At 37.4% G+C, this 12,752-nt stretch carries 13 protein-coding genes; 12 read left to right on the forward strand and 1 reads right to left on the reverse strand.

Annotated features, from left to right (window positions below):
- Nucleotides 1–4 precede the first annotated feature (4 nt).
- From ACFSFY_RS00360 to recO, 9 genes are read left to right on the forward strand one after another with little or no spacing between them, the layout of a single operon-like run.
- Complete coding sequence (locus tag ACFSFY_RS00360) at nucleotides 5–262, forward strand: hypothetical protein (protein ID WP_381535184.1); 258 nt, start codon at nucleotides 5–7, stop codon at nucleotides 260–262.
- Nucleotides 252–1,361, forward strand: a complete 1,110-nt coding sequence (locus tag ACFSFY_RS00365) for a sporulation protein YqfD (RefSeq protein WP_381535185.1) — start codon at nucleotides 252–254, stop codon at nucleotides 1,359–1,361. Before ACFSFY_RS00360 ends, ACFSFY_RS00365 begins: the two co-directional genes overlap by 11 nt.
- Nucleotides 1,362–1,417: 56 nt before the next feature.
- Complete coding sequence (locus ACFSFY_RS00370) at nucleotides 1,418–2,326, forward strand: PhoH family protein (RefSeq protein WP_381535336.1); 909 nt, start codon at nucleotides 1,418–1,420, stop codon at nucleotides 2,324–2,326.
- A 47-nt stretch (nucleotides 2,327–2,373) separates the two neighbouring features.
- Nucleotides 2,374–4,509, forward strand: a complete 2,136-nt coding sequence (locus ACFSFY_RS00375; RefSeq protein WP_381535186.1) for an HD family phosphohydrolase — start codon at nucleotides 2,374–2,376, stop codon at nucleotides 4,507–4,509.
- A gap of 20 nt (nucleotides 4,510–4,529) precedes the next feature.
- The gene (gene ybeY, locus ACFSFY_RS00380; protein ID WP_381535187.1) at nucleotides 4,530–5,000 is read left to right on the forward strand and encodes an rRNA maturation RNase YbeY; all 471 of its coding nucleotides are present in this window, start codon (nucleotides 4,530–4,532) and stop codon (nucleotides 4,998–5,000) included.
- 6 nt (nucleotides 5,001–5,006) lie between these two features.
- The gene (locus ACFSFY_RS00385; protein WP_381535188.1) at nucleotides 5,007–5,357 is read left to right on the forward strand and encodes a diacylglycerol kinase family protein; all 351 of its coding nucleotides are present in this window, start codon (nucleotides 5,007–5,009) and stop codon (nucleotides 5,355–5,357) included.
- Nucleotides 5,358–5,375: 18 nt separating this feature from the next.
- Nucleotides 5,376–5,786, forward strand: coding sequence for a cytidine deaminase (locus ACFSFY_RS00390; protein WP_381535189.1), 411 nt, complete (start codon nucleotides 5,376–5,378; stop codon nucleotides 5,784–5,786).
- Nucleotides 5,770–6,684 carry a GTPase Era gene (era, locus tag ACFSFY_RS00395; protein ID WP_381535190.1) on the forward strand — a complete coding sequence of 305 codons (915 nt, stop codon included), beginning with the start codon at nucleotides 5,770–5,772 and terminating at the stop codon, nucleotides 6,682–6,684. The genes ACFSFY_RS00390 and era overlap by 17 nt, the downstream gene beginning before the upstream one ends.
- Nucleotides 6,685–6,729: 45 nt before the next feature.
- Nucleotides 6,730–7,506 (forward strand): DNA repair protein RecO, encoded by a 777-nt coding sequence (gene recO, locus ACFSFY_RS00400; RefSeq protein WP_381535191.1) that lies wholly within the window; start codon nucleotides 6,730–6,732, stop codon nucleotides 7,504–7,506.
- Between the two features lie 34 nt (nucleotides 7,507–7,540).
- On the opposite strand, the gene ACFSFY_RS00405 is transcribed toward recO, so the two are convergent.
- Complete coding sequence (locus ACFSFY_RS00405; protein WP_381535337.1) at nucleotides 7,541–8,920, reverse strand: glycine--tRNA ligase; 1,380 nt, start codon at nucleotides 8,918–8,920, stop codon at nucleotides 7,541–7,543.
- Between the two features lie 316 nt (nucleotides 8,921–9,236).
- Here ACFSFY_RS00405 and ACFSFY_RS00410 point away from each other — a divergent pair, with 316 nt between their 5' ends.
- The 3 genes from ACFSFY_RS00410 (at nucleotide 9,237) to dnaG (ending at nucleotide 12,733) form a co-directional block, all read left to right on the forward strand.
- Entirely contained in the window at nucleotides 9,237–9,866 is a 630-nt protein-coding gene (locus ACFSFY_RS00410) for a helix-turn-helix transcriptional regulator (protein ID WP_381535192.1), read from the forward strand.
- 13 nt (nucleotides 9,867–9,879) lie between these two features.
- Nucleotides 9,880–10,686 (forward strand): pyruvate, water dikinase regulatory protein, encoded by an 807-nt coding sequence (locus ACFSFY_RS00415; RefSeq protein WP_381535193.1) that lies wholly within the window; start codon nucleotides 9,880–9,882, stop codon nucleotides 10,684–10,686.
- 241 nt (nucleotides 10,687–10,927) lie between these two features.
- Complete coding sequence (dnaG, locus tag ACFSFY_RS00420) at nucleotides 10,928–12,733, forward strand: DNA primase (protein ID WP_381535194.1); 1,806 nt, start codon at nucleotides 10,928–10,930, stop codon at nucleotides 12,731–12,733.
- The last annotated feature ends 19 nt before the right edge of the window (nucleotides 12,734–12,752 follow it).

Consider the following 12,752-nt stretch of genomic DNA (forward strand, 5'->3'; position numbering starts at 1 on the left):
TTATTTGAAGAAACTATTTAATATAGGTCCATCCATTTTAATTGACGATTTTTCTTCACTTCGCATTACGGGTCCTTATGCCCTATTAAGTTTAGGTCCCAACTTCGCTACAATAAAATGCGCTAATTATACGGTTGAGACTACAGGTGAAGATTTAGTTGTTGATCAGCTATTAGATGAAGTTGCTGTTTTTTCATTTTCATCAATTACTAACATTCATGTTAGTAAGCAAAGAGATGACGGTAACGTGTATGAGTCTTAAACTATATAATATTAGACTACACGGTCCTGGAAACACCATGGCTATGCTTACCCAACTAAAGTCCACAGGCACTAAGATAACGGGATTAATCATGATTGATGGAGAAGCGAACTTTAGAACAAATCGTAAAGGTGTAAAACAAATCAGAAAGTACCGAAGGCGGTATCGTTTGAAAGCAAGTATTTCTGAACTTGCAAACGATGCAAATGCAGGAGCCTTTTTTACTTCGTATCGTTATCTTTTAGTATTTCTAATTCCGTTCATAGGGTCGCTCTTTTTATGGACCGTGGATATAGAATCTGAAATACCGGAAGTGTCTGAACGAATTGAACAAAAGCTAGTCAATGCTTCAATCGTTAGATTTAGACCACTTTTTCTTGTGCCTGATGAAGGAGAAATGCGTAGACAACTTATGTTGGATGACCCTTCCTTATCTTGGGTACGATTTAAACGAATTGGAACAAATCTTACAGTCATTCCAATGTTATCGCCTGCTTCAAATATCGCAGTGAAAGCCACAGGACCCCCGTCTGACCTTGTAGCGCGAACAGGCGGTGTTATTACTCGTTTTGAATTAAAGAGTGGTGAACGTGTAGCTCATATGCATGGAACGGTAAAAAAAGGTGATTTGCTCGCGACTGGAATATTAGAACAAGGTGAAAAGACAACAATAGTTGGTGCTGATGGTGCTGTTTACGCTGATTATTGGTTAGAATACTCATTTGTAATTCCAACTCCGTTTCATTTTAAAATTCAAGGAGAAGAACAAGTTGAACTGACAACAACGGGTCCACTCAAAGAGCGTTTTAGGACTTTGAATGAAGTGAATAGCTTGAAATCATTATTCTCCCACTTTATTACTCTAGAACGTCATGTCGCCGAAATTGAAGAAGTGCTTGATTTGGATCAAAAAACGGAACAATCCTTACTTATACCGATAATAAAACAGAAATTATTATTTGAACAATCATCGAGTATGATAATAAAAGAAGATAAAGTTTTGCACGTGTCATTCGATGATGATAAAGTTAGTGGGACTATATTATTTCTAGTCAATGATAATATTGCTTTAAAAAGATCAATATCCCAAGGAGACTGAAGCTATTGGATGAGCAAATAATTCAACTACATGTGGAAAACCCCGATGAAGCAATCATGTTGCTCGGAATTTCAGATCAAAACATGAATTTAATTGAAGAGGAGCTCGGGATAACCATTCAAACCCGAGGTGAATCAATTACACTTAGTGGTGAAGAAGAAGCTAGAAGTTCGGGCCGTGCTTTATTGGAGCAATTATTAAAAGTAATACGTAAAGGTATTAATATTAATTTAAGAGACGTTTCAACAGCACTTGAAATGGTTAAAAGCGGAACAATTGAATATTTTGCTGAACTTTATGATGAAGAAATATCCAGGAATACAAAAGGCAAAGCAATTCGTGCAAAAACGATAGGACAACGTGAATATGTTCATGCTGTTCGTACAAGGGATCTAGTGTTTTGTATTGGACCTGCGGGCACAGGAAAAACGTATCTTGCCGTCGTGCTTGCTGTTCAGGCTATGAAGTCGGGACATGCGAAACGCATAATCTTGACACGACCTGCAGTAGAAGCAGGCGAAAGCTTAGGTTTTTTACCTGGAGATTTAAAAGAAAAAGTGGATCCTTATTTAAGGCCGCTGTACGATGCACTGCACGACATTCTTGGTGCCGAACAAACAGAGCGATTAATGGACCGTGGAGTTATTGAGATTGCACCACTTGCCTATATGAGAGGCAGAACGCTTGATGATGCATTTGTAATACTGGACGAAGCACAAAATACTACAAAAGCTCAAATGAAAATGTTTCTAACACGCTTAGGTTTTGGTTCGAAAATGGTTGTCAATGGAGATAAAACTCAAATCGACTTGCCAAAAGGAACAGAATCGGGTTTAATTGTCGCGGAATCTATTTTGAAAAAAGTGCATGATATCCATTTTCAATATTTGGAACAAGGTGATGTTGTACGTCATCCGCTGGTTGCAAAAATAATAGACGCATACGAAAGTGAGCAGTCATCTTAATTGACTGCTTTCTAATGTAGAAAAGAGATACTGGGGGATGAAATCTAATGTTTCAGCCAATGGGTAAATTTCTTAAGTTACTAAAATCATTGAAGTTTAATTATTTGTCATTATTTCTCTTAAGTTTAAGCGGAATCATTCTTTTTTCCTTATTGTATAGTGGAATAAAAGAAGAAACGTATAAGCTGACTGAATTTCAAATTTCCCCTGAAACAATTCGTTCAATTAAAACGATTGAGGATACGGTGAAAACTGAACAAGATAGGGAAAGAGCTGCTCTAGAAGTTAGTGCGAACTATCAATTCGATGAAGATGTTGCAAAAAATCGACAATCGATTGCGACTCTTTTATTTGATATGGTTATTGAAGTGAAGAATAATGCTGCTGCCGATGCACTTAAAACAGATGCACCGAAAAAATCGGAAAAAGAACTTGTGAAGGTACTTCGTGAAAAACTTGTTGCATTTGAAGAGAAAGAATCTTCAATGCGTTTGAATGATGAAGCGCTAGCAAGCCTTTTAGGACAAGATGTATCCTCTTTGCACAGTATGCAAAAGGCTTTAGTTACTATACTAGGTGAGGAACTATCCAAGCCGGTGCGTACAAGTGATCTCACAGCTGTGAAATATGAAGTCGAACGAAAGCTTCGATTATCGAATTCCATACCAACGAATGTAATGCAAACAGTAATTCAAATTGGTAGATCTGCGATCGTAGAAACTGAAACGATTAATGAAGAGGTTACTAAAGCAAGAATAGAGCAAGCGAAAGCAGATGTTGAACCAACACGAATTTTACTAGGACAAGTAGTAGTTCGCGAAGGACAATTTATCGATCGTGAAATATATAGGCAACTAGAACTTCTCGGATTATTGACAAACGAATCCTCAATTAAACCAATTGCAGGATCATTGTTATTTACGCTCTTAATTTCTTCGACAATCTATGTGCATTTTAGGACATGGAGAGAAAATAGTGTTGTAAAAAAGAAGTCGTTACTTATTGTATTAACTGTGTTTTTACTTCTTGTTATCTTAATGAAACTAACTTCTTTAATTGAAAAAGATTTTGATGTCCTCGTTGCATTTTTATTTCCTACGGCACTTGCACCTATGCTCGTTAGGCTGTTAACAAATGAGCGACTTGCATTGATGACGACAATCATAACTGCAGCAACAGCTGGTGTTATGTTACAAGAAGGCTTTGCATCGATTATTCAGATGGAAGTTGCACTTTACATACTTTTTGGTGGATTGATGGGCATATATTTGCTTGGCAACGGTGGCAAGCGGTCAACTATATTAACAGCAAGTGTCGGAGTAGCTTTGTCAAATATGTTATTTTTAGCATTTTATTTACTAATGACACAGTCCACATATAATTTAACTGAACTTATGTTTTATGCAATTGCTGCAATAACTTCTGGAGTTCTATCAGGCGCATTAACAATTGGACTAATGCCGTTTTTTGAAACGGTTTTCCGTCTAATGTCAGACATGAGATTAATTGAATTATCGAATCCAAATCATCCCTTACTCAAAAAGGTATTGACAGAAACTCCAGGGACCTACCACCATAGCGTGATGGTTGCCAATCTATCTGATGCTGCGTGTGAATCCATCGGTGCAAATGGACTTCTTGCAAGAGTAGGGAGTTACTATCATGATATTGGAAAAACGATTCGTCCAGGATTTTTTATAGAAAATCAACATGCCGGACAAAATCCGCATGACGCGCTACCTCCTGAAAAAAGTCGAGATATCATAGTTTCTCATGCAGAAGATGGTGCGAAACTGCTAGAAAAGCACAAAATGCCTTCTGAAATTATCGATATTGCAAGACAACATCATGGTACAAGTTTATTGAAATACTTTTTTGTGAAAGCACGGGATTCCGGTATAGAGGTAACGGAAGAAGATTATCGTTATGCGGGACCTAAACCACAAACGAGAGAAATAGCAATTATCTCGATAGCGGATAGTGTGGAAGCTGCTGTTAGATCTATGAAAGATCCAACTTCAGAAAAAATTGCTTCTCTTGTTCATTCCATTATTAATGATAAATTAAATGATGGGCAATTTGATGATTGCGACTTATCGATGAAAGAGTTGAGAACTGTAGAAAGAGTAATATGCGAAACTTTAAATGGTATTTTTCACAATAGAATTGAATATCCAGACTGAGTATGAAAGGAGCTTGTAAAATGCTTAATCTTTATTTTAACGATGAAACAGAGACGATTGATAAAGGAATTGAAAAGATAATATCAGACCTTCTAATTTTTGCGGCAGAAGCGGAAGGGGTATCAGGTGAAGCGGAAATTTCGATTACATTTATGACGGATACTGAAATTCAAGAAATAAATGAACAATATCGTGGAATAAATAAACCTACCGATGTTATTTCATTTGCACTAGAGGAATTAACTGAGGATGAAATTGTAATAGTGGAAGAAGATGGGATGCCCCAAGTTCTAGGAGATATAATAATCTCAGTGGAAACCGCGAAAAGACAGGCTGCTGATTACGGACATGACTTCGAACGGGAAATTGGTTTTCTTGCATTGCACGGCTTACTTCATCTACTGGGATACGATCATCAGACGTCTGAAGAAGAAGCAAAAATGTTCGGTAAGCAGAAAGAAATTCTCGAAACCTTCGGACTTAGGAGGTAATCTTCTATGCGAACATTTTTCAAAGCATTTAAGTATGCATGGGATGGAGTTCTTTTTGGCGCTAGAGTAGAGCGCAACTTTAAATTCCATTTACTTGCGGGTTTACTTGTTGTGATTGCTGGTTTTCTGACAGGACTTTCTCTTTTAGAATGGTTTGTTGTTCTGATTTTAATAGCTGGAATGCTCTCCCTTGAGTTAATGAATTCTGCAATTGAGCGTGTAGTCAATCTTGTTACAACAGAGATCCATCCGCTTGCCAAGCAAGCGAAAGACCTTGCAGCTGGGGCTGTTCTTATTTATGCTGTTATGAGTGGAGTTGTAGGTTTGCTATTATTTGCTTCAAAATGGTTTAATTAATATAGAAGAGGTGTGTAAATGGATGTTAAGGCGTTAATTGACGAATCAATAGTTGCACGTAAAAATGCATATGTACCCTATTCGAAATTTTCAGTAGGTGCGGCGTTACTCGCGAAAGACGGGACTGTGTACCACGGCTGCAATATTGAAAATTCGGCATTCAGCATGACGAACTGTGCAGAGCGTACAGCCTTTTTTAAGGCGGTTTCAGATGGTGTACATACATTTGCAGCATTAGCTGTAATAGGAGACACAGAAGGGCCTATATCACCTTGTGGAGCGTGCAGGCAAGTAATGGCGGAGTTCTGCGATGGTGCAATGCCGGTCTACTTAACAAATCTTAAAGGCGATGTTTTTGAAACAACTGTAGCTGAACTTTTACCAGGAGCATTTTCAAAGGAGGATCTTAATTTTGCAAACAAACAATAAAACATTTAAGTCAGGATTTATATCAATAATAGGTCGTCCAAACGTAGGGAAATCAACATTCTTAAATCATGTTGTTGGGCAGAAAATCGCAATAATGAGCGATAAGCCACAAACGACTAGAAACAAAGTGCAAGGTGTTGTAACAACTGAAGATTCACAAATGATTTATATTGATACACCAGGAATTCATAAACCGAAGCATAAACTTGGAGATTTTATGGTGAAATCTGCTCGTAATACACTTAAAGAAGTAGATGTAATTATGTTTATGGTGAATGCCGAGGAGAAAATTGGTCCAGGTGATCGTTATATTATTGAAATGCTTGAACATACTGAGACTCCTGTTTTTTTAATCATCAACAAAATAGACCTTGTTCATCCAGATCAACTATTGGAAATTATTGTTTCATATAAAAATGAATACGATTTTGCCGAAATCGTTCCAATATCTGCTCTTAACGGAAATAATACGGACCGTTTACTAGATACGCTTAAAAAGTACTTGCCTTTAGGACCGAAGTATTATCCAGATGATCAAGTGACTGATCACCCTGAACGGTTTATTATTTCTGAATTAATTCGTGAAAAAGTATTGCATTTAACAAGAGAAGAAATCCCTCATTCTGTAGCGGTTATTATCGAGAAAATTGAACGCGAAGAGAAGCGGGAACTGGTAAATGTAATGGCTACAATAATTGTTGATCGTGATTCTCAAAAAGGTATTGTAATTGGAAAAAAAGGTGTGCTATTAAAAGAAATTGGAACAAAGGCCCGCTATGATATAGAAATGCTCCTCGGTTCTAAAGTTTTCCTAGAATTATGGGTGAAAGTTCAAAAGGATTGGCGTAATAAACCGGGTCGATTGAAAGAATTCGGTTTTAATGATGAGGAATATTAAGCAATATAAGATTTCGTTACCTAGATAAAAAGGGAAGTGGCTCATTTGATGAACAAATGGGAAGGAATTGTCATTCGGAGTATCCCATACGGAGAGTCAAACAGTATCGTAACCCTTTATACAAAGGAAGCAGGTAAGGTAACAGCTATGGCGCGTGGAGCGAAAAAACCACGTAGTAAATTAGTTGCCGTTACACAATTGTTTACTTATGGTTCATACCTTATTCGAAAAGGTAGAGGAATGGGGACACTTGAACAGGGTGAGCAAATCAATTCAATGCGTTTTATTCGAGAGGATCTCGAAGCGATGGCGTATACAAGCTATATCGTTGAAATTGTGGATCGCTTAACTGAGGAAAATGAAAGAAGACAAGGGGTTTATACCCTTTTATATGAAGCTCTTAATGCAATTAATGAGCAATATGATCCCGAAGCTATTTCGCTTTTCGTGGAATGGAAAATGTTAACAGTTGGAGGAATCCATCCGATTTTACATGAATGTGCTCATTGTCATGCGACTGAAGGAGAATTTGCGTTTTCCTTTAGAGCAATCGGTTTTATATGTCATAGATGTTTTCATACGGATAAATATTCAGTTCGAATAACTCCAAATCAATTAAAACTAATTCGAACATTTGCGACCGTTCCGATTAGTAGTGTTGGAGACTTAACACTAAAAAAAGAGACGAAGATGTTCTTGAAAAAGATTGTTCGAACGATTTATGATGAGCAGCTTGGCGTTTATTTTAAAACGAGAGCGTTCTTAGATCAGCTTGAAACTTCGCCAAATCTTCTACCCATAAAAAAAGCTCCTAAAGAATAAATTCTTTAGGAGCTTTTGCTATGAAAAAGTCTAATTAAAATACTAAGTGTTTTGCAATATAGTCTTTTACTTCATCGATAGGAATGCGAACTTGTTCCATTGAATCACGATGTCTAACCGTAACCTTGCGATCTTCTTCAGAATCAAAATCATATGTGATGCAAAACGGTGTTCCGATTTCGTCTTGTCGACGATAGCGTCTACCTATAGATTGTGAATCGTCGTATTGAACAACGAAATGTTTACGTAGTTCAGCATAGACTTCATCCGCACCTTCTGAAAGCTTTTTTGAAAGTGGAAGAATTGCTGCTTTGACAGGTGCCAAAGCGGGGTGGAAACGTAGAACGGTACGCTTGTCATCGCCCTCAAGTTCTTCTTCGGTATATGCATCTGTTAGAAATGCAAGTGTAACACGGTCTGCACCTAGTGATGGCTCGATACAGTAAGGTACAAACTTTTCATTTGATATTGGATCTTGGTAGTGAAAGTCTTCACCAGAGAATTCCATATGTCGTTTTAAGTCGAAATCTGTCCGATTGGCGATTCCCCATAATTCACCCCAACCAAATGGGAATTTATATTCAATGTCCACTGTACCTTTAGAGTAATGTGAAAGTTCATCTTCATCATGTACGCGTAATCTCATATTTGTTTCTGTAAGTCCAAGATTTAATAAGAAGTTTTTTGAGTAGTCGCGCCAGAATTCATACCACTTCATATCTTCACCAGGTTTACAGAAGAACTCTAACTCCATTTGTTCAAATTCACGAGTACGGAAAGTAAAGTTACCTGGAGTAATTTCATTTCTGAAACTTTTTCCGATTTGTGCAATACCAAAAGGCATTTTCTTACGCATCGATCGCTGAACGTTTTTAAAGTTAACAAAAATCCCTTGTGCTGTTTCAGGTCGTAGGTAAATTTCGTTTGCTGAAGCATCCGTTACACCTTGACTTGTTTTAAACATTAAGTTGAATTGACGAATATCTGTGTACTCATTTGCTCCACATGTTGGGCATTTAACTTCGTGTTCAGAGATGAGTTCTGCCATTTTATCAAATGATAAGCCGTCAACAATCATTTCAATACCTTTTTCATCAAGTGCATCTTCAATTAGCTTGTCCGCTCTGTGGCGTGTGTTACATTTTTTGCAATCAATCATCGGGTCATTAAAGTTACCAATATGTCCCGAAGCTTCCCAAACTCTTGGATTCATAAGTATTGCTGCGTCGAGTCCAACGTTGTAAGGAGACTCTTGAACAAACTTTTGCCACCATGCTTTTTTGATATTGTTCTTTAATTCGATTCCGAGTGGACCATAATCCCACGTATTCGCTAGACCTCCGTAAATATCAGATCCTGGGAAAACAAAACCTCTTGCTTTTGATAAATTAACAATTTTTTCCATCGACATAATAATATCCCTCCAATAAAAATAAGCACACATCCACGGACATAAAGTCCGAGGACGAGTGCATAATAACCCGCGGTTCCACCTCGTTTGGCTAATTAAATAGCCCTCTTAAAAAAGCGTATGACTCCAGGTTTCCTTTTCATGTCGGCGCAGACTTTCACTGTCTCTGCTCGCTAACTTTTGACACTACTTATAGACCCTTCTACGTCTATTTAGTTCATAAAATAGTGTAGCATGATTTCCCTTTCTTCGCAATAGAGGACAACTTCATATATAATAATTAAGTACATAGAATTGATTGTTTAGGGCGGTGACTCATATGGAACTAAATAAGCGCCAGATGGAAATTCTGGAAATAGTCAAAGCGAATGTTCCAATTACTGGGGAACATATTTCTGAAAGACTTGGTCTCGCTCGTGCTACAATACGTCCGGACCTTGCAATTTTGACGATGGCTGGCTATCTTGATGCACGTCCACGGGTCGGCTATTTTTATTCAGGTAAGAAACCTGCACAGTCTATTGAAGAGAGTATGATTGGCATGAAGGTTAGAGACTTTCAGTCGATGCCCGTTGTAGTAACAGAACAGATATCCGTTTATGATGCAATTTGTCATATATTCTTAGAAGATGTTGGAACTTTATATGTTGTCGATAATGACTCCTATCTAACAGGTGTTCTTTCTCGAAAAGATTTACTTAGGACCAGTCTTGGAGGCAATGATTTAAATAAAATGCCTGTACATGTAATTATGACACGCATGCCCAATATTACGTATTGTAAAAAACAAGATACACTCATTGATGTTGCTAAAAAAATGATTGATAAACAAATTGATTCACTTCCTGTTATCGAGGAGAATGTTGATGGTCTTAATGTGGTGGGCAGAATCACAAAGACGAACATCACTGCGGCATTTTTATCATTAGGGGATGAACATGAACTGTAAGGGGGGGATACAATTGGGAAAATTAACATTATTCATAGTATCGGATTCTATTGGCGAAACAGCGGAACTTGTTGCTAAGGCTGCAGTAAGTCAGTTTAACCAGGGACTGGAAACCGTTTCTGTTAAACGTTTTTCACATATTGAAGAAGAATCGCAGTTGAGAGAAATTGCTTTTTTAGCGAAACAACAAAATGCGTTAGTTGTCTATACGCTCGTTAAAAGTACTATGAGGAAGAAACTACTAGAAGATTGCGTTTCACAAGGAATTCAATGTATTGATCTTCTTGGACCTTTAGTGGATGTGATAAGTATGAATCTTGGAGAAAAACCGTTAGAAGAACCGGGCCTCGTTAGACAATTAGATGATGAATATTTCAAAAAAATAGAAGCTATTGAATTTGCGGTAAAATACGATGATGGTCGTGATCCTCGTGGAATAAAGAAAGCAGATATAGTGCTTATTGGGGTTTCGAGAACTTCAAAAACACCCTTATCCCAATACCTCGCTCATAAACGCTATAAAGTAGCTAATGTTCCATTAGTTCCAGAAGTGAATCCTCCCGATGAATTATTTGAAATTGATCCAACCAAGTGTTTTGCACTAGTAATTTCCCCTGAAAAGTTAAATGGTATTCGAAAAGAACGGCTAATTGCCCTTGGTCTAAAACATGATGCTAATTATGCACAACTGGATCGCATAAAAAAAGAAATCATACATTTTGAAAAAGTTGTTTCTAAAATAGGATGTACAGTAATTGATGTAACGAATCGAGCCGTTGAGGAAACAGCAAATGTAATAATGAGTAAATTAACAAAGTGAAATAAATAATATGAAAGGACCATCCACATACGTGGGTTGGTTCTTATTTTATGGCTATTTGTCTGTGAATAGATTACAATTCAAAAGTTAATGTTTACCTTTAATCTTAAATATTCGAAAAAGGCATGGAACTAGTGTAAAATTGTAGTTTCGAAGTATTATTCAATGTTTTTGTCGAAATTTGAAGGGTTTTTAAAGAAAGTAGCGAAAATAAGTAGTTAAAGCAGAAAATGGTGATTGAATGACGAGAATACCAGAGGAGACTATTGAGGCGATTCGTTCCAAAACAGATATCGTAGATCTTGTCGGCGAATATGTACAGCTTACTAAAAGAGGTAAGAACTGGTTCGGCCTCTGCCCATTTCATGGAGAAAATTCACCTTCATTTTCTGTTTCTGAAGATAAACAACTCTTCCATTGTTTTGGTTGTGGTGCTAGCGGAAATGCGATCACATTTGTTATGGATATTGAAAACAGCCCTTTTGCGGAAGCGGTAGTAAAGCTTGCAGCTCGAACGGGCATTGAGATAGATGTTGATATTCAAAATGATTCTGCTACAAATTCTCGAAATGAATTTAAACAGATGTTTGAAGCTCATGCGCTTGCGTCAAATTTTTACAATCACTTACTTTTAAATACTGTTGAAGGTGAAGAAGCTCTTCAATATCTTGAAAAAAGAGGGTTTACGAGGGACAGTATCGAAAAATATGAGATTGGGTGGTCGCTTGATAACTCAAGTGCTTTAGCGGATTTACTGAAAAGGAAAGGTTTTGATTTAAAAGATATGGAACGTGCTGGTCTTTGTATTATGAAAGACGACGGGACAGGCTTTTTCGATCGATTCCGTGGGCGTATTATGTTCCCGCTTCAAGATGACAATGGAGCAGTAATTGCATTTTCAGGAAGGACGTTATCGGATTCAAAACAGGAAGCAAAATACCTTAATAGTCCTGAAACACCGATATTCGAAAAAAGTCGAATTTTATACAATTTTCATAATGCACGTCTTAACGTTCGAAAAACGGGTAAAGTAATACTGTTTGAAGGATTTATGGATACAATATCTGCAAATCGGGCAGACATATTAAATAGCGTTGCTGTCATGGGTACATCCTTGTCGGATACGCATCTACTAAAGTTGAAAAGAATTGCAAAAGAAGTGATTATTTGCTGCGACGGCGATAATGCAGGTTGGGAAGCAGCAAAAAGGTTTGCAGTTATGGCCATTAAGAAAGGGATGGATGTCCAAATAGCACTGCTGCCGGAAAAAATGGACCCTGATGATTATATTAGTGAATACGGTGCAGATGCTTTTCGTAATAAAATCATAGGTAATCCACATCCATATATGTCTTTCATAATGGCATATGCAAAGAGGTCAAAGAATCTTTCCAACCAGAACGACGTCTTACAGTTCATACATGAAGTTCTTGAGGAATTAACCGAGCGTACATCGCCTGTTGAACGGGATATGTATATTCGAATGATTTCGGATGAAACCGGAATCTCAAAAGACGCGATAAATCAACAGTTTCTAAAAATGATTGGTAAACAAGCAAAACAAATCAAATTAAGACCTCAAAATGAATCAACTACTCAAACAGTAGTATCTAACAAAAAGGTTACAGGTACTGAGCGTGCTGAACGCCTTTTACTTTTTCATTTATTAAATGACGGGGCTCTATTTGATCGCTTACAAGAGGAAAGACGCGAACTTTTTATTCGTGATGATTATTCTGCAATATTTGTGCGTCTTGCCGGTTTTTACGAAGAGCATGGTTCACCTGATTTCCATAGATTTGCGGAATCATTAGAGGACCGTGAATTAAGAAAAATAGTACTTGAAGCTGCAATGGTGGAAAGAGACCCCGAACATGCTGAAGAAGAAATTGATGATTGCATCAGTCATATTGAAAAGTTCAGAGTTCGGATTAAAATCGAGGAAAAAATCCTAGAATCAAAAGAAGCTGAAAAAGTAAATGATCACACCCGGGCACTGGAGCTAGCCAGGGAAATTATACAGCTCCGGAAATCAGTAAGGGCATAATACGCCGCTGTCCGGTGTT

The sequence above is a fragment of the Sporosarcina siberiensis genome, assembly GCF_042681925.1.
Lineage (GTDB): Bacteria > Bacillota > Bacilli > Bacillales_A > Planococcaceae > Sporosarcina > Sporosarcina siberiensis.